This is a genomic window from Pseudomonas sp. DTU12.1 (assembly GCF_009873475.1).
GTDB classification, from domain to species: Bacteria; Pseudomonadota; Gammaproteobacteria; order Pseudomonadales; family Pseudomonadaceae; genus Aquipseudomonas; species Aquipseudomonas proteolytica.
This window is the reverse complement of record NZ_CP045254.1, coordinates 1,975,557-1,993,853: the sequence shown is the minus strand read 5'-3', so window position 1 is coordinate 1,993,853 and position 18,297 is coordinate 1,975,557. Positions and strand designations below refer to the sequence as shown.

General features: G+C 58.3%; 15 protein-coding genes. 1 reads left to right on the top strand and 14 read right to left on the bottom strand.

Features of this window, described 5'->3' with window-relative positions; translation table 11 throughout:
- Window positions 1-261: 261 nt before the first annotated feature.
- The 4 genes from GDV60_RS08890 to GDV60_RS08875 all read right to left on the bottom strand — a co-directional run bounded on the left by GDV60_RS08890 (window position 262) and on the right by GDV60_RS08875 (window position 4,034).
- Complete coding sequence (locus GDV60_RS08890) at window positions 262-990, bottom strand: dienelactone hydrolase family protein (protein ID WP_104911876.1); 729 nt, start codon at window positions 988-990, stop codon at window positions 262-264.
- 112 nt (window positions 991-1,102) lie between these two features.
- Window positions 1,103-3,007, bottom strand: coding sequence for a molecular chaperone HtpG (htpG, locus tag GDV60_RS08885; protein ID WP_029292695.1), 1,905 nt, complete (start codon window positions 3,005-3,007; stop codon window positions 1,103-1,105).
- Window positions 3,008-3,096: 89 nt separating this feature from the next.
- Window positions 3,097-3,561: a PaaI family thioesterase gene (locus tag GDV60_RS08880; protein WP_159906889.1), complete on the bottom strand. Its 465-nt coding sequence runs from the start codon at window positions 3,559-3,561 to the stop codon at window positions 3,097-3,099.
- A complete protein-coding gene (locus GDV60_RS08875; RefSeq protein ID WP_070995402.1) occupies window positions 3,558-4,034 on the bottom strand; it encodes a PaaI family thioesterase in 477 nt (158 codons plus the stop codon). Before GDV60_RS08875 ends, GDV60_RS08880 begins: the two co-directional genes overlap by 4 nt.
- Before the next feature lie 158 nt (window positions 4,035-4,192).
- On the opposite strand from GDV60_RS08875, the gene GDV60_RS08870 reads away from it, so the two are divergent.
- A complete protein-coding gene (locus GDV60_RS08870) occupies window positions 4,193-4,444 on the top strand; it encodes a hypothetical protein (protein ID WP_029292691.1) in 252 nt (83 codons plus the stop codon).
- 74 nt (window positions 4,445-4,518) lie between these two features.
- Here GDV60_RS08870 and GDV60_RS08865 read toward each other — a convergent pair whose 3' ends face one another.
- From GDV60_RS08865 to sdhA, 10 genes are all read right to left on the bottom strand, one after another.
- The gene (locus GDV60_RS08865) at window positions 4,519-4,920 is read right to left on the bottom strand and encodes an MAPEG family protein (protein WP_029292690.1); all 402 of its coding nucleotides are present in this window, start codon (window positions 4,918-4,920) and stop codon (window positions 4,519-4,521) included.
- The gene (locus tag GDV60_RS08860; RefSeq protein WP_029292689.1) at window positions 4,917-5,657 is read right to left on the bottom strand and encodes a DUF599 domain-containing protein; all 741 of its coding nucleotides are present in this window, start codon (window positions 5,655-5,657) and stop codon (window positions 4,917-4,919) included. Before GDV60_RS08860 ends, GDV60_RS08865 begins: the two co-directional genes overlap by 4 nt.
- 264 nt (window positions 5,658-5,921) lie before the next feature.
- Window positions 5,922-7,235, bottom strand: a complete 1,314-nt coding sequence (brnQ, locus tag GDV60_RS08855; protein ID WP_029292687.1) for a branched-chain amino acid transport system II carrier protein — start codon at window positions 7,233-7,235, stop codon at window positions 5,922-5,924.
- Between the two features lie 416 nt (window positions 7,236-7,651).
- Window positions 7,652-8,533 (bottom strand): succinate--CoA ligase subunit alpha, encoded by an 882-nt coding sequence (sucD, locus tag GDV60_RS08850; protein WP_029292685.1) that lies wholly within the window; start codon window positions 8,531-8,533, stop codon window positions 7,652-7,654.
- Window positions 8,533-9,699, bottom strand: coding sequence for an ADP-forming succinate--CoA ligase subunit beta (gene sucC / locus GDV60_RS08845; protein ID WP_003233235.1), 1,167 nt, complete (start codon window positions 9,697-9,699; stop codon window positions 8,533-8,535). Before sucC ends, sucD begins: the two co-directional genes overlap by 1 nt.
- A 204-nt stretch (window positions 9,700-9,903) precedes the next feature.
- A complete protein-coding gene (lpdA, locus tag GDV60_RS08840; RefSeq protein WP_029292680.1) occupies window positions 9,904-11,340 on the bottom strand; it encodes a dihydrolipoyl dehydrogenase in 1,437 nt (478 codons plus the stop codon).
- A gap of 97 nt (window positions 11,341-11,437) precedes the next feature.
- Entirely contained in the window at window positions 11,438-12,670 is a 1,233-nt protein-coding gene (gene odhB, locus GDV60_RS08835; RefSeq protein ID WP_159906887.1) for a 2-oxoglutarate dehydrogenase complex dihydrolipoyllysine-residue succinyltransferase, read from the bottom strand.
- Window positions 12,671-12,714: 44 nt separating this feature from the next.
- Window positions 12,715-15,546: a 2-oxoglutarate dehydrogenase E1 component gene (locus GDV60_RS08830; protein WP_070995405.1), complete on the bottom strand. Its 2,832-nt coding sequence runs from the start codon at window positions 15,544-15,546 to the stop codon at window positions 12,715-12,717.
- Between the two features lie 260 nt (window positions 15,547-15,806).
- A complete protein-coding gene (locus GDV60_RS08825; protein WP_029292674.1) occupies window positions 15,807-16,511 on the bottom strand; it encodes a succinate dehydrogenase iron-sulfur subunit in 705 nt (234 codons plus the stop codon).
- Window positions 16,512-16,522: 11 nt separating this feature from the next.
- Entirely contained in the window at window positions 16,523-18,295 is a 1,773-nt protein-coding gene (gene sdhA / locus GDV60_RS08820; RefSeq protein ID WP_029292672.1) for a succinate dehydrogenase flavoprotein subunit, read from the bottom strand.
- Window positions 18,296-18,297 lie beyond the last annotated feature (2 nt).

Here is an 18,297-nt window from a genome sequence, read left to right as displayed (position 1 = left end):
CTGACGCCCCCCGTGGCGAGCGGGCTTGTCGGAACGCCGCATCGCCCGCGCTGGGCTGCGAAGCAGCCCCAAAAAACCCGCCGCGTTTCTTCAGGTAAACCATGATGGCAGGGTTTAGGGCTGCTTCGCAGCCCAGCGCGGGCGATGCGGCGTTCCGACAAGCCCGCTCGCCACAACTGCGCTATCTGCCTGGATTTAGGCGTTGCGGCAAAGTTGTGTAGATACCGATGCCGCGATGAAACCCTGACAGGCGCTGAAGACTCAGCCCCCGAACACTTCATCCAACAAATTATGCATCGCCTGGAACGCCCGACCAGCCGTCTTGGCGTCGTACATCATCTTGCCCGGCACATTGGCATGGGGATCGGTGAACGAATGCACCGCGCCGCCGTAGCTGAGCAATTGCCAATCGACACCGGCCGCGTTCATCTCATCTTCAAATGCAGGCAGTTGCTCCCTGGGCACCAACGGATCGCTAGCACCATGCAACACCAGCACTGACCCCTTGATATTCTTCGCGTCCGCCGGGTTTGGCGTATCCAGGGTGCCATGGAACGACACCGCAGCCTTCAACGCCGCACCGGTACGCGCCAACTCCAAAGCGCAGCAACCACCAAAGCAGAAGCCAAAGGTCGCCAGCTTCGAGGTATCGACAGCGGCTTCGACCTGGCCTTGCAGCTGCTCAAAGGCCGCCTGCATGCGCGTGTTCAGAAGCCCACGGTCATTTTTCAACGGCATCATCGCCGCCCCGGCCTCATCGCCATTGGACGGGCGCACTTGCTGCCCATACAGATCGGCGATCAACACCACATAACCCTTGGCGGCTACGGCCTTGGCGATCTCTTCGGCGCCGGCGCTGACGCCCATCCAGTTCGGCGCCATCAACAGGCCCGGCAGCGGGCCCTTGTGGCTGGCATCGAAGGCCAGGCGGCTTTCATAAGGCTGGCCATCAATCTGATAGACCACGGAACGCACGGTGACTTGGCTCATCATTTACTCCAGTGAGAATGGATTAACGCGGTTCCCTGTAGGAGACAAGCTCGCGCCTACAGCAGAGCCATAACGAAAAACCCCGCCGAAGCGGGGTTTTCTTGCAGCGTTGTTAAACCGACAGTTCAACCAACAGCTTGTTCAGTCGGCGCACATAAGCGGCCGGGTCTTTCAAGCTGTCCCCTGCAGCCAGGGCCGCCTGGTCGAAGAGGATGTGCGACAGGTCGCCAAAGCGCTCTTCACTCTGCTCGCCGTCGAGTTTCTCGATCAGCGGGTGAGCCGGGTTGAATTCGAAGATCGGCTTGGAGTCCGGCACCTTCTGCCCGCTGGCTTCGAGGATCTGGCGCATCTGCATGCCCAGGTCCTGCTCGCCGATGGCCAGGATCGCCGGGGAATCGGTCAGACGGTGGGAAACCCGCACTTCGCTGACAGCATCGCCCAGGGCGGTCTTGATGCGTTCAACCAGGCCTTCTTTGGACTTGGCCACTTCTTCAGCGGCTTTTTTGTCCTCTTCCGAATCCAGGTTACCCAGGTCCAGGTCACCACGGGCCACGTCGACAAAGGATTTGCCGTCGAACTCGCTGAGATAGCTCATCAGCCACTCGTCGATACGGTCGGTCAGCAGCAGCACTTCGATGCCTTTCTTGCGGAAGACTTCCAGGTGCGGGCTGTTCTTGACCTGGGCGTAGGTTTCGCCAGTCAGGTAGTAGATCTTGTCCTGACCTTCCTTGGCGCGCGCCAGGTACTCGGCCAGCGACACAACCTGCTCGCCGTCTTCACCTTGAGTCGAGGCAAAACGCAGCAGGCCGGCGATTTTTTCCTTGTTGGCAAAATCTTCCGCCGGGCCTTCTTTCATGACCTGGCCGAAGTTTTTCCAGAAGCCTTTGTATTGCTCAGGCTCGTTCTTCGCCAGCTTTTCCAGCATGTCCAGCACACGCTTGGTCAACGCCGACTTCATGGAGTCGATGATCGGGTCTTTCTGCAGGATTTCCCGCGACACGTTCAGCGACAGGTCGTTGGAGTCCACCACGCCCTTGATAAAGCGCAGGTACAGCGGCAAGAAGGACTCCGCCTGATCCATCACGAATACGCGCTGTACGTACAGCTTCAGGCCCTTGGGCGCTTCGCGCTGGTACAGGTCGAACGGAGCACGGGCCGGGACGTACAGCAGCGAGCTGTATTCCAGCTTGCCTTCAACCTTGTTGTGGCTCCAGCTCAGCGGGTTTTCGTAGTCATGGGCGATGTGCTTGTAGAACTCCTGGTATTCCTCGTCCTTCACTTCAGTGCGCGGACGGGTCCACAGGGCGCTGGCGCGGTTGACCACTTCCCATTCCTGGGCTGGGGTCTCCTCGCCTTCGACAGCCGCTTGTTCTTTCGGCAATTCGATGGGCAGCGCGATATGGTCGGAGTACTTCTTGATGATGTTGCGCAGGCGCCAGCCATCGGCGAATTCGTCTTCACCGGCCTTGAGGTGCAGCACGATGCGGGTACCGCGGTCAGCCTTATCAACGGTGGCGATTTCGAATTCGCCCTCGCCTTTGGAGGACCAGTGCACGCCTTCGCTGGCATCAAGACCGGCGCGGCGGCTGAACACTTCAACTTTGTCGGCGACGATAAAGGCCGAATAGAAGCCCACGCCGAACTGGCCGATCAGGTGCGAATCTTTCTTCTGGTCGCCCGAGAGGTTCTTCATGAAATCGGCGGTGCCGGATTTGGCGATGGTACCCAAGTGGGTAATCGCGTCTTCACGGCTCATGCCGATGCCGTTGTCTTCGAGGGTGACGGTCTTGGCGTCCTTGTCGAAGCTCACACGGATTTTCAGTTCCGCGCCACCTTCCAGCAACTCAGGCTTGGACAGGGCTTCGAAACGTAATTTGTCGACAGCGTCAGAGGCGTTCGAGATCAATTCGCGAAGGAAGATTTCCTTGTTGGAATACAGCGAATGGATCATGAGGTGCAGCAGCTGCTTCACCTCGGTCTGGAAGCCCAGGGTTTCCTTTTGAGTTTCCACACTCATGGTCATCAAACTCCAATTGGATGGCAGTGGCCGCGCCCGAGAGGGTTGGCGGCGGGTTGTCATCAAAGTTGGGGGCTAAGACCAGGATTTCAAGGGTGGCCCTGCTCCTGAATCTTGAAATGCGCACGAGCGGTGGCGATAGGCTCGGCCGGGGTGCTTTGCCAGGCGGTGATTGCCACATTGGCCACACGCCGTCCCTGACGCCATACCTGGCAGGTGGCGTAAGTGTCGCGAAACTGCCCGGCCCGCAGGTAATCCAGGGAAAAATCGACGATCTTGGGCAGGCCTTTTTCAACCCCCGGGGCCTGCGTGGTCACCCATAGATGAAAGGCCGCCGACAACTCCATAAAGCCTGCGATCACGCCACCATGGATAGCTGGCAATATCGGGTTACCAATATTGTCCTTGTTGGCCGGCATGCGGAACAACAACTCATCCCCCAGGCGCGTGCACTCGACGCCGATCAGTCGGGCGTAGGGAATCAGCTCGAGCAACGCCTTATAGTCGCCGCGTTGGTGGGCCTGCTGCATCCGGGTCTTGAATTGATGGGTCATGCCTGTTCTCCCTTGATGCTGCTGCCCAATCCCTTGGTACCCTTCAACCGTTTGCCCATACGCATGAACGTACCCACCACATGGGCAATCGGCTGCTGGGGGTCGTCCTGGTAAGCAAAACCACGGGTGAAAATCACGTCACTGGTCACTCGATAACATTGGGCAAAGCCGAACACCGTCTTGTGGGGTTCGGCCGGGTGCATGTAGTCAATGCGCAGATCCAGGGTCGGGCAGACCTCGAACTCCGGCAACACGCACAGGGTTGCCATGCCACAAGCCGTGTCCATCAGCGAGGTCAAGGCGCCGCCATGGATGATCCCGGTCTGTGGGTCGCCGACGATCTGCGGGCTGTAGGGCAAGCGCAGGGTCATGCCCTCGGCGTTCGCATCATGCACCTCGATGCCCAGCACCTGACAGTGACGCAGGGCCGAGACAAACCGTGCGGCACGCTCTAAAAGGGGGCTATCGGTCATTGGATAAAGACTCTTATTAGTAGTGATCCGGCGAAAGAAATACCCCGGAAGAAAGTTCCTTGGCGAAACGTCTTATATATCTGTGGGATTAAAGGAACTAATGCAGGCACCCCATGCTCGAAAGGCCAGTAGATATCTTCAATAAGGAGAAACACCCCATGCGCAAGACTTTCGCTGTTTCCTTGATGTTGGCTGCCGCCCTTGGCCTCGCTGCCTGCGATAAAAAATCCGAGGACAAAGCTCAGGATGCCAACCAGCATGCTGAACAAGCTCAAGAAAAAATGAGCGAAGCTCAGGATAAAGTGAACGACGCTGCAAAAGAAAACGCCGAAGCCGCCAAAGCCCAAGCTGAATCTGACGCAGCCGCCGCTAAAGAAGCTGCTCCAGCTACACCTGCAACCGGTTCCTGATACCGCGGTTTAAATACCATGTTGCAAAAGAAAGCCCGCTTAAATAGCGGGCTTTACTTTGTGCGGGACTTTTATCAGATCAGCAAAGTGCGAAATGTAGGACTAACCATCAACAATAGTGAGCACAGCAACCCCACCAACCACACCAGGCTGCGTTGCCAGGCCAAGTCGGCCCAATAGCAGGCCAGATAGATTACCCGCGCAATCACAAAGATGATCGCCAGCCAGTCAATCAGGTAGCCCTGGGTCTGGGTGGTATGAGCCATCAAGACTCCCACCGCAAACAAGATAAAAGCTTCAAAACTGTTTTGATGCGCAGCCACTGCCCGCGCGCCGAAGCCGGTCAACTGCGCCTGTTGGTGGCGTGGAAGGTGGTTGTCATACCCCCCCTGCTCTTTCATGGCCTTGCCCACCGGCATGCGTGCCACGAAAATCAGCAGTGCGCTGATAAATACACACCAGAACGGAATACTCACGATATTGCCTCCTTGGGCGCTTCAGGCATCGGTGCCTCTGTAGGGGTATAGACCATCACCTCCAGAACGTCAGAATGAAATTCGCGCCGGTACAGTACCAGCACCACCCCGCTGCTCATCAGCATGAACAGCCAGGGGCTGACAAACCAGGCAAGCATGGTCATGCCGAAGTAATAGGAACGCAGACCGAAGTTGAACTGGTTGGCAGCCATCGAGATCACCCGCGCCGCCCGCGAGGCAAACGCCTTGCGCTCCTGCTCGGAGACGTGACGCTCACCGACCATCGGCGCCGAGCCAATCAGGATCGCCGCGAAGTTGTACTGGCGCATGCACCAACTGAAAGTAAAGAAGGCATAGACAAACACCAGGGCCAGGCACAGCAGCTTGATCTCCGACATGCCCTGGGATGCCTGTTGCACCATGGGAATGTCCGCCAGCAGCGATACCGCGCGCTCCGAAGCCCCCAGCACGGTGAGGATACCGGCGAGGATGATCAGGGTACTGGAGGCGAAGAACGAGGCGTTGCGCTCCAGGTTACCGATCACACTGGCGTCGGCGATGCGGTTGTCCCGCAGGAGCATGCGGCGCATCCAGTCCTCGCGATACAGGTGCAACACACTGGCAAGACAAGCAGTGTCCCGGGCTTTCCAGCTGGCGTAGCGGGTATAGCCGCCCCAGCAGATGACGAACCATAGCGCGGCAAGCAAGTGAATCAGGTTGGCTTCGACGAACGACATGCGGGTCCTCTGAACAATAGGGCTGGCTCACTCGGTCAATGTGGGCGCTGGCTTGCCGGCGATGGCGTCCTTTCAGTCAGTATCAGGCCGACCGATATACCGCTATCGCTGGCAAGCCGGCTCCTACACCAACCGCGCTTGAGCTTTAGAATTGCGTACCCGTTCGACGTTAGCCCACAAAAAAAGACACTGCCCATCGCCCATAAAAAATGCCCCGGATCGATTGATACGGGGCATTTCGATGTCAGCGTGTAACGGGGCGCTTTAGGCGATGGCTTCGCTGCGTTTGCCCAGCATACGGTCAACCCCGAATGCGGCCACCAGGGTAATCACACAAGGCACCAGCCATGCCAGGCCTTGTTCGCTCAATGGCAGGTTAGCCATTTGTGCAGGCATCCAACCGGCCAGGCCGGCGCCCTTGAGCGCGTCGATGGTACCGAAGATGAACGACACCAGCATCACCGGGCCAAGGATGCGGCCATGCTCATGCCAGAAGTCCTTGCAGAAGCTCAGGGCCACCAGGACGATGCACGGCGGGTAGATGGCGGTCAGGACCGGGATCGAGAACGCGATCAGCTTGGTCAGGCCCAGGTTGGAGACCAACAGCGAGAACGCCGCCAGGATCACTACCAGGGTCTTGTAGGACAGTGGCAGCACCCGGCTGAAGTACTCGGCGCAGGCACAGGTCAGGCCCACCGCCGTGACCAGGCACGCCAGGGAGATCAGCACCGCGAGGAAACCGCTGCCCAGGGAGCCGAAGGTGTGTTGCACATAAGCGTGCAATACCGCCGCGCCGTTGGCTGCGCCGGCGGCCACTTCATGGCTGCCCGAACCGAGGCGGAACAGGCTGATGTACACCAGCGCCAGGCCCACGCCGGCAATCAGCCCGGCAATGATTGCGTAGCGGGTGATCAACTGTGGAGACTCGACGCCACGGGAGCGAATGGCATTGACGATGACGATGCCAAACACCAGCGCGCCCAAGGTATCCATGGTCAGGTAGCCATTGATGAAGCCTTGGGAAAACGGTGCGGCGACGTACTCAGGCGTAGCAACGCCGATATCACCTGCCGGCAGGGCAAAGGCCGCGATACCCAGTACCGCCAGCGCAATGATCTTCAGCGGCGCGAGGAAACGGCCGACTGTATCCAACAGGCGCCCTGGGTACAGGGAGATGAAGAACACCAGCAGGAAGTACACCGAGCTGTAGAGGAACAGGGCCAGCGGGCTTTCACCGGTCAATGGCGCCAGGCCTACTTCGAACGAGACCGTTGCAGTACGTGGCGTGGCGAACAGCGGGCCGACAGCCAGGTAGCACGCTGCAGCCAGGATGCCACCGGCGACCTTGCCGATGGGGCTGCTCAATGCGTCCATGCCACCGCCGACCTTGGCCAGGGCGATGACCGTGACGACCGGCAGGCCGACCGCAGTGATCAGGAAGCCCAGTGCTGCCATCCAGACATGAGGCCCGGACTGCAAACCGACGATAGGCGGGAAGATGATGTTGCCGGCGCCCACGAACAGGGCAAAAGTCATAAAGCCCAACGCCAGGATGTCCTGGCTTTTCAACACTTTCATTTGAGGAAATACCACACTACTGAATCGGAATTTAGAGAGGGATTCCCTATGGATGAGGGAAATGCTACCGGCCCTTATGGGGACCGGCCGGTCTAGCACGCGGCTTCCTTTTGGGATGCTGGCGCATAAAGAGGCGGCTAGCGTACAGAATTTGCCTGACAAACGCACTGTTGCGGGGCGGACTGTCCGATAAGCGACACTTTGATGTCGCGTTTTCATACTTAACTTGGTAATACGAACAAATGTGGGAGCGGGCTTGCTCGCGAATGCGGTGGGTCAGAAATGAATGTATCAACTGATACACCGCATTCGCGAGCAAGCCCGCTCCCACATTTTGATCTTCAGCAACCTGCAGAATGCACAAAGGCCACCCGAAGGTGGCCTTTGTGTGGTGAAGCGTCAGCTAAGCGCGAGGCTTACTTGATCGCCCAACCTGTCAGCTCGGACAAAGCCTTGCCGATGTCTGCCAGCGAACGCACGGTTTTCACGCCTGCGTCTTCCAGGGCAGCAAACTTCTCGTCTGCAGTGCCCTTGCCGCCAGAGATGATTGCGCCAGCATGGCCCATGCGCTTGCCCGCAGGGGCAGTCACACCAGCGATGTAGGAAACAACCGGCTTGGTCACGTGTGCCTTGATGTAGGCAGCCGCTTCTTCTTCAGCCGAACCGCCGATCTCACCGATCATGACGATCGCTTCGGTCTTCGGGTCTTCCTGGAACAGTTTCAGGATGTCGATGAAGTTCGAGCCTGGGATCGGGTCACCGCCGATGCCGACGCAAGTCGACTGACCGAAACCGGCGTCAGTGGTCTGCTTCACAGCTTCGTAGGTCAGGGTGCCGGAACGGGAAACGATACCGACTTTACCTGGCAAGTGAATGTGACCAGGCATGATGCCGATCTTGCATTCGCCTGGGGTGATCACGCCTGGGCAGTTAGGGCCGATCAGGGTAACACCCAGCTCGTCGCACTTAACTTTAGCGTCCAGCATGTCCAGGGTAGGAATGCCTTCGGTGATGCACACGATCAGCTTGATGCCGCCGAATGCCGCTTCCAGGATGGAGTCCTTGCAGAAAGGAGCTGGAACGTAGATCACGCTGGCGGTAGCGCCAGTTTGAGCAACAGCGTCTTTCACGGTGTTGAACACTGGCAGGCCCAGGTGCTCGGTGCCGCCTTTGCCTGGAGTTACGCCGCCAACCATCTTGGTGCCGTATTCGATGGCTTGCTGGGTGTGGAAGCTACCTTGCGAACCGGTAATACCCTGGCAGATAACTTTGGTGTCTTTATTGATCAGGACGCTCATTATTTGCCCTCCGCAGCTTTGACAACTTGTTGAGCAGCGTCGGTCAGGCTGGTAGCAGCGATGATGTTCAAACCGCTTTCTGCCAGTACTTTAGCGCCCAGTTCAGCGTTGTTACCTTCAAGGCGTACAACAACCGGGATTTTCACGCCGACTTCTTTCACTGCACCGATGATGCCTTCGGCAATCATGTCGCAACGAACGATGCCGCCGAAGATGTTGACCAGTACTGCAGCGACGTTGGAGTCGGACAGGATGATCTTGAACGCTTCGGTAACGCGTTCTTTGGTAGCACCACCGCCCACGTCGAGGAAGTTGGCTGGCTTGCCGCCATGCAGGTTGACGATGTCCATGGTACCCATGGCCAGGCCAGCACCGTTGACCATGCAACCGATGTTACCTTCCAGGGCTACGTAGTTCAGTTCGAACTTGGCAGCGTGCGCTTCGCGCGGATCGTCTTGCGACGGATCGTGGAAAGTCTTCAGCTTAGGCTGACGGTACATGGCGTTGGCGTCGATGTTGATCTTGGCGTCGAGGCAATGCAGATCGCCGTCAGCCTTGATCACCAGCGGGTTCACTTCCAGCAGGGCCAGATCGTGATCCTGGAACAGTTTGGCCAGACCCACGAAGATCTTGGCGAACTGGGCAACTTGCTTGCCTTCCAGACCCAGCTGGAAAGCCAGCTCGCGACCCTGGAATGGCTGAGCGCCAACCAGTGGATCGATAGTGGCCTTGAGAATTTTTTCTGGGGTTTCGTGAGCGATCTTCTCGATGTCCACGCCACCTTCGGTGGAAGCCATGAACACGATGCGACGGCTAGAACGGTCAACGACAGCGCCCAGGTACAGCTCTTTAGCGATATCAGTGCACGATTCAACCAGGATCTTGGTGACTGGCTGGCCATTGGCGTCAGTCTGGTAAGTCACCAGACGCTTGCCCAGCCACTGCTGTGCGAAGGCCTTGGCGTCTTCTTTGCTGCGAACCAGCTTAACGCCGCCCGCTTTACCGCGACCACCAGCGTGGACCTGGGCTTTGACAACCCACTCGGTGCCGCCGATTTTGTCGCAAGCTTCTGCTGCTGCTTCCGGGGTGTCTACTGCGTAGCCCTTGGAAACTGGCAGGCCGTATTCAGCGAACAGCTGCTTACCCTGATACTCGTGAAGATTCATGCTTTTTACCGTCTTCGTTAGGTACTGCGCATTCGGCGCTGCGCTCATTATGAGTGCCGCGCCACCTGTGACTGCTGCTCGCACAACTTGCCGAACTTAAGCCCGGTCAAGCTGCACAAGACTGCGTCCAGCGGATATTCCGCGGTGAGTCTTGCGCGCAAGGCTCACGACGGGCAACTCCGCCGTGGTTTCTTATTATCTCGCTTAGCGCTTCTTGCGGTTGGCGATGTGGATGGCGCCGCCATTCACAGCCAACGCTGCTTCGTGCAACGCTTCGGACAGGGTCGGATGGGAGAAGACCATCATGCCCAGGTCTTCGGCACTGGTGCCGAATTCCATACCGATAGCGCCCTGCTGAACCAGTTCTGCAGCGCTTGGGCCAATCACGTGGACGCCCAATACGCGGTCAGTCTTGGCATCAGCGATGACTTTGACAAAACCGCCAGTGTCGTTCGCTGCCATGGCACGGCCAGAAGCGGCAAACGGGAAGGTGCCGACGTTAACTTCAACGCCTTCAGCTTTCAACTGCTGTTCGTTCTTACCAACCCATGCAATTTCCGGGTGGGTGTAGATAACCGAAGGGATCAGGTCGTAGTTCATCTGGGTCTTGTGACCCTTGATGCGCTCAACCACCATGATGCCTTCTTCGGATGCCTTGTGTGCCAGCATCATGCCGCGAACCACGTCACCAATGGCATAGACGCCAGGAACGGTGGTAGCGCAGTGATCGTCGACATGCACAAAGCCACGCTCGTCGATGGTCACGCCGCTGTCGGAAGCCAGCAGATCAGTGGTCACTGGACGGCGACCAACGGCAACGATCAGCTTGTCGAAAGTGATGGTCTGTTCGCCATCCTTGTCGGTGTAGGTCACGACAACTTCTTCGCCGTTGACTTTCGAACCGGTCACGCGAGCGCCCAGCTTGATGTCCAGACCTTGTTTGGTCAGGGTCTTCAGCGCTTCTTTGGACACTGCGGTGTCGGCAGCCAGCAGGAACGTGTCCAGGGCTTCCAGCACGGTCACTTCGGAACCCAGGCGGGACCAGACCGAACCCAGTTCCAGGCCGATAACACCAGCGCCGATCACACCCAGGCGTTTTGGTACCGATTGGAATTCCAGGGCGCCGGTCGAATCAACGATCACGTTCTGGTCAACTGGTGCCGGTGGAATATCGATCGGACGCGAACCTGGAGCCAGGATCACGTTTTCGGCTTCGATGATTTCGGTCGAACCGTCTGGCTTGGTGATTTCAACTTTCTTTCCGGCCAGCAGTTTGCCGTGACCTTGCAGGGAAGTGACGCCATTGGCCTTGAACAAGGTAGCAACGCCAGAGGTCAGGCCTTTGACGATGTTGGCCTTGCGGCCGACCATTGCTGGCACGTCCATGGTCACGCCAGCGTGGTTGATGCCGTGGATGGCAAAACCGTCCTGGGCTTCGTGGAATTTCCAGGAGCTGTCCAGCAGCGCCTTGGAAGGAATGCAACCCACGTTCAGGCAAGTACCGCCCAGCGCCAGTTTGCCTTCCTTGTCAGTGTATTTTTCGATGCAAGCAGTCGAGAGGCCCAGTTGAGCGGCCTTGATGGCGGCAACGTAGCCGCCAGGGCCCGCACCAATCACTACAACGTCAAATTTCTGCGACATGAAAAAAAATCCTCTTTAGCAAAAAAGCTTCAAGCCCGAGCCACAAGCCAGGCTGCAATTGCTTGCAGCTTGAAACTTGCGGCTCACGGCCGCTTTATCAGATATCCAGCAGCAGACGAGCTGGATCTTCCAGCAGGTTCTTGATGGTCACCAGGAAAGTCACGGCTTCTTTACCATCGATCAGGCGGTGATCGTAGGACAGTGCCAGGTACATCATCGGACGAATCACGACTTGGCCATTGATGGCCATAGGACGCTGGATGATGTTGTGCATGCCCAGGATCGCGGCTTGCGGCGGGTTGACGATCGGGGTCGACATCATCGAACCGAAAGTACCACCGTTGGTGATCGTGAAGGTACCGCCGGTCATCTCGTCGATGGTCAGCTTGCCGTCACGGGCTTTCTTGCCGAAGCCAGCGATGCCGCCTTCGATTTCAGCCAGGCTCATCAGCTCGGCGTTACGCAGGACCGGTACCACCAGGCCACGGTCGCTGGAGACGGCAACGCCGACGTCCGCATAGCCGTGGTAAACGATGTCGCTGCCGTCGATGGAAGCGTTGACTGCCGGGAAGCGCTTGAGTGCTTCGGTGGCCGCTTTCACGAAGAACGACATGAAGCCCAGGCGCACGCCATTGTGGGACTTCTCGAACAGGTCCTTGTACTTCGAACGCAGGGCCATGACTTCAGTCATGTCGACTTCGTTGAAAGTGGTCAGCATCGCCATGTTCGACTGTGCTTCAACCAGGCGCTTGGCCACGGTGGCACGAACGCGGGTCATCGGTACGCGCTTCTCGGTGCGGTCGCCAGCGGCGAACACAGGAGCAGCGGCAGCCGGGGCAGCAGCCTTGGCAGGTGCGGCAGCTGGAGCGTTTTTCTTGGCTTCAACCGCGGCAACCACGTCTTCCTTGGTCACACGGCCGTCTTTGCCGGTGCCTTTGATGGAAGCCAGGTTGATGCCGTTTTCTTCAGCCAGCTGACGCGCAGCCGGTGCAGCGATTGGATCTTCACCACCAGCGGCCGGAGCGGCCGGAGCGGCAGCAGCAGGTGCGGCAGCCGGAGCAGCAGCGGCGGCTGGAGCAGCGGCAGCAGCGCTGCCCGCTTCGATCGAGCCCAGGACCTGGTTGGACAGGACGGTTGCGCCCTCTTCGGCAACGATGGCACCCAGGACGCCGTCGGCTTCGGCCAACACTTCCAGGACGACCTTGTCAGTCTCGATGTCGACGATCAGGTCGTCACGCTTGACGGCCTCGCCTGGTTTCTTGTGCCAGGTGGCAACGGTGCCATCGGCAACCGATTCCGGGAATGACGGGGCTTTGATTTCGATAGCCATTATCTGTGGGTCCTTAAAATTCGGTTTCAGTCAGCGCGAAGGCGTTAAACAGTGAAAGCATCTTGCAGCAGTTTTTCCTGCTGCTCGGCGTGCATCGATGCATAACCACAAGCAGGTGCAGCAGAAGCATCACGACCGGCGTACTCCAGGCCCAGGGCCTTGTTGTGGTTGCCGATGCTGCGACGCAGGTGATGCTGGCTGCTGTACCACGCGCCCTGGTTCATCGGTTCTTCCTGACACCACACCACATTGGTGAGGTTGGTGTAAGGCGCGATGGCCTCCATCAGGTCGTCTTCCGGGAACGGGTAAAGCTGCTCGATACGCACGATGGCGATGTCTTCGCGGCCCTCGGCACGACGTTTTTCCAGCAAGTCGTAGTAAACCTTGCCGCTGCACAGGATCAGGCGAGTGACCTTGGCCGCGTCCAGGGTGTCGATTTCCGGAATAACGGTCTGGAACGAACCATCGGCCAGATCTTCCAGGGTCGAGATGGCCAATTTGTGACGCAACAGCGATTTCGGAGTCAGCACTACCAACGGCTTGCGCAGCGGGCGGATCACCTGACGACGCAGCAAGTGGTAGATCTGGGCCGGGGTAGTCGGCACGCACACCTGGATATTGTGCTCGGCGCACAATTGCAGGTAACGCTCCAGACGGGCCGAGGAGTGCTCCGGACCCTGACCTTCATAACCGTGTGGCAGCAACATGGTCAGACCGCACAGACGGCCCCACTTGTGCTCGCCGCTGGTGATGAACTGGTCGATAACCACCTGGGCACCGTTGGCGAAGTCGCCGAACTGGGCTTCCCAGATCACCAGCGCGTTTGGCGTGGTGGTCGAGTAACCGTATTCGAACGCCAGCACGGCTTCTTCGGACAGGAACGAATCGTACAGGTCGAAACGTGGCTGGCCTTCATACAGGTGCTGCAACGGGATGTAGGTGCCCGCGTCTTTCTGGTTGTGCAATACCGCGTGACGGTGCGAGAACGTACCACGGCCGATGTCCTGGCCGGTCATGCGGATCGGGTGACCTTCGAACGCCAGGGTCGCGTATGCCATGGTTTCGGCATAACCCCAGTTGATCGGCAGGCCGCCGGCTTGCATCTTCTGACGGTCTTCGTAGATCTTCGCAACCTGGCGCTGTACTACGAAGCCTTCCGGGATTTCCAGCAGCTTGGCGGACAGTTCCTGCAGGGTCTTCAGATCGAACGAGGTGTCGTGACGTGCAGTCCAGGCGTGGCCCAGGTACGGGCGCCAGTCCACGAACAGCTCTTTGTTCGGCTCTTTGACCAGGCTTTTTACTACATGCAGACCGTTGTCCAGCGCGTTGCGGTATTCATCGATTTTCGCCTGAACACGCGCTTCATCCAGCACGCCGGCCTTGGTCAGGCTTTCGGCGTACAGCTCACGGGTGGTGCGCTGCTTGGTGATCTGCTGGTACATCAACGGTTGGGTGCCGCTAGGCTCATCCGCTTCGTTGTGACCGCGACGGCGGTAGCAAACCAGGTCGATGACCACGTCACGCTTGAACTGCATGCGGTAGTCAATGGCCAGTTGGGTCACGAACAATACGGCTTCCGGATCATCGCCATTCACATGGAGGATCGGCGCCTGGATCATCTTGGCAACGTCGGTCGCGTACTCGGTAGAGCGCGCGTCCAGCGGGTTGCTGATAGTGAAGCCAACCTGGTTGTTGATAACGATGTGAACCGTACCGCCGGTCTTGAAGCCGCGGGTCTGCGACATCTGGAACGTTTCCAGGACCACGCCTTGACCGGCGAATGCCGCGTCACCGTGGATGGAAATCGGCAGGACCTTCTCACCGGTGGAATCGTTGCGACGATCCTGGCGAGCACGCACCGAACCCTCGACCACTGGAGAAACGATTTCCAGGTGGGATGGGTTGAACGCCATGGCCAGGTGAACTTCACCGCCGGTGGTCATCACGTTGGACGAGAAGCCCTGGTGGTACTTGACGTCACCGGAACCCAGCTCGACCTTCTTCTTGCCTTCGAACTCGTCGAACAGCTCGCGTGGGTTCTTGCCGAAGGTGTTGACCAACACGTTCAGGCGACCACGGTGAGCCATGCCGATCACGATTTCCTTGGTACCGTAGGAACCGGAACGCTGGATCAGTTCGTCGAGCATCGGAATCAGGCTTTCGCCGCCTTCCAGGCCGAAACGCTTGGTGCCCGGGTATTTGGTGCCCAGGTATTTTTCCAGGCCTTCGGCAGCGGTTACGCGCTCAAGCAGGTGGCCACGCACATCGGCGGACAGCACCGGACGGCCACGCACGCCTTCCAGGCGATGCTGGAACCAGTGACGCTGCTCGGAATCGGTGATATGCGTAAATTCAGCGCCGATGGTGCGGCAATATGTCTGCTGCAACGCTTCGTGAATTTCGCGTAGGCTCGCTTCCTCTTTGCCGATGAACAGGTCGCCGGCACGGAAAATCGTATCAAGATCGGCATTGGTCAAGCCGTAGTGATTGATCGACAGGTCTGCAGGTGCAGGACGCTGCCACAGCCCCAGCGGGTCAAGCTGGGCTGCCTGGTGGCCACGCATACGGTAGGCCTGGATCAGTCGCAGTACTTCAACTTGCTTCTTCTCGTGCTCACTGCTCACGCTCCCGGCGGAAACCGGTTGGGCGCGGCGCTGGTTCTTTGCCAGCAGCACAAATTGATCGCGAATTGTTGCATGCGATACATCGGTGGCAGCGTTGCCGTCTGAAGACAACGTCTGAAATTTGGTGCGCCATTCTTCTGGCACAGCGTTAGGGTCGTGCAGGTAGAGCTCATAAAGCTCTTCCACATAGGCAGCGTTACCACCTGAAAGATAGCCGCTGTTCCACATGCGCTGCATCACGCTTTCTTGCATGCTTGGTCACCCTCGATTTGGGGACACCACCGGCGAAAACACCGAGTTTGCTTGCAAAAGGCCAAGTGCAGCGACCAAAACAAGCCACTTAGGATCACGCTGATAGTTCGGGTACCAACCCGAATGCCCCTGCTTGTCTCATTTCTTCAAAATAAGAGCTGCGGCTTTGTAAGTCGCTGCTCAAGTTAAAACTACGGCGCCGGTTGAAGCCTGCGCCGTAGCATTTACGGGCACAACGGTCCTGCTTTTGCTACAACGTCTTACACGCCGCTTTGCAGCAGCATATTACGGATGTGACCAATGGCCTTAGTCGGGTTCAGGCCTTTGGGACATACGTTGACGCAGTTCATGATCCCGCGGCAGCGGAATACGCTGAACGGGTCATCCAGTGAAGCCAGACGCTCGGACGTCTTGGTGTCACGGCTGTCTGCCAGGAAGCGATAGGCTTGCAGCAGTGCAGCTGGACCCAGGAACTTGTCCGGGTTCCACCAGAAGGACGGGCAAGAGGTCGAGCAGCAAGCGCACAGGATGCACTCGTACAGACCGTCGAGCTTCTCGCGCTCTTCCGGGGACTGCAGACGCTCGATGGCCGGAGCCGGCGTGTCGTTCTGCAGGAATGGCTTAACCTTCTCGTATTGCTTGTAGAAGATGCTCATATCGACGACCAGGTCACGGATAACCGGCAAACCTGGCAATGGACGGACAACGAGCTTGCCTTTCTTGACCACGGCAGACAGCGGCGTAACACACGCCAGGCCGTTTTTGCCGTTGATGTTCATGCCGTCGGAACCGCAGACGCCTTCACGGCAAGAGCGACGATAGGAGAAACCTTCGTCCTGCTCTTTGATCAGGGCCAGCACATCCAGCACCATCAGGTCTTTACCACCGGTATCGACCTCAAATTCCTGCATGAACGGCGCAGCGTCCTGATCAGGGTTGTAGCGATAAACACTGACTTTCAACATGGCAGCCACCCTTAGTAAGTCCGAATCTTCGGTTCAAACGTCGGAACCGTCTTCGGCGAGAAGTTCACGGCACGCTTGGTTACGCGCTTGTCACCCGGGAAGTACAGGGTGTGGCACAACCAGTTTTCGTCATCGCGATCTTCAAAGTCTTCACGAGCGTGGGCACCACGGGATTCTTTACGAACCTCGGCGGCGATCGCAGTCGCTTCAGCCACTTCCAGCAGGTTTTGCAGCTCAAGGGCTTCGATACGAGCGGTGTTGAACGCCTGGCTCTTATCGTTGATCTTGACGTTGGCAATCCGCTTGCGCAGGTCGGCCAGCTGGGTAATACCCTTCTGCATGTATTCGCCAGTACGGAATACACCGAAGTAGTTCTGCATGCAGCTTTGCAGCTCGCGACGCAGGGTTGCCACGTCTTCGCCATCAGTGCGCTCGTTCAGAGCGTTCAGACGCGCCAGGGCAGCTTCAATGTTGGCGTCGGTGGCGTCATCGTATTCGATGCCGTCGGTCAGCGCCTTTTCCAGGTGCAGGCCGGCAGCGCGGCCGAAGACCACCAGGTCGAGCAGCGAGTTACCGCCCAGGCGGTTGGCACCGTGAACCGATACGCAAGCCACTTCGCCCACAGCGAACAGACCATGAATGATCTCGTCCACGCCTTCGGCGTTCTGGGTGATCGCCTGGCCATGAATGTTGGTCGGCACGCCGCCCATCATGTAGTGGCAAGTTGGAACAACCGGAACCGGAGCAACAACCGGGTCAACGTGCGCGAAAGTCTTGGACAGTTCGCAGATACCTGGCAGGCGGCTGTGCAGCACTTCTTCGCCCAGGTGATCGAGCTTCAACATCACGTGGTCGCCGTTCGGACCGCAACCGTTGCCGGCGATGATTTCTTTAACCATCGAACGGGCAACCACGTCACGACCGGCAAGGTCCTTGGCGTTCGGAGCATAACGCTCCATGAAACGCTCGCCGTGCTTGTTGATCAGGTAACCGCCTTCACCACGGCACCCTTCTGTAACCAGTACACCGGCGCCGGCGATGCCGGTTGGGTGGAACTGCCACATTTCGATGTCTTGCACCGGAACGCCTGCACGCAGGGCCATGCCAACGCCGTCGCCGGTGTTGATCAGGGCATTGGTGGTCGATGCGTAGATACGACCTGCACCGCCAGTCGCCAGAACGGTAGCCTTGGCGCGGATGTAGGTGGTTTCACCGGTTTCGATGCAGATAGCGATCACGCCGACGAATGCGCCGTCCTGGTTTTTCACCAGGTCAACTGCGTAGTACTCGTTCAGGAACGTGGTGCCGGCTTTCAGGTTGCCCTGATAAAGGGTGTGCAACAGCGCGTGACCGGTACGGTCGGAAGCTGCGCAGGTACGGGCAGCCTGGCCGCCTTTACCGTAATCCTTGGACTGGCCACCGAATGGACGCTGGTAGATACGACCTTGCTCTGTACGGGAGAACGGCAGACCCATGTGGTCCAGCTCGAACACCGCGGCCGGGCCTTCCTGACACATGTACTCGATAGCGTCCTGGTCACCGATATAGTCGGAACCCTTGACGGTATCGTACATGTGCCAGCGCCAGTCATCGTTCGGATCGGCAGACGCGATGGCGCAGGTGATGCCACCCTGGGCCGATACGGTATGGGAACGGGTCGGGAACACCTTGGTAATCACGGCCGTCTTGTGACCGCCCTGGGCCAGCTGCAGTGCAGCACGCATGCCGGCGCCGCCGCCACCAATAATGATGGCGTCAAAAGAAATCGTTGGAATGTTAGCCATGA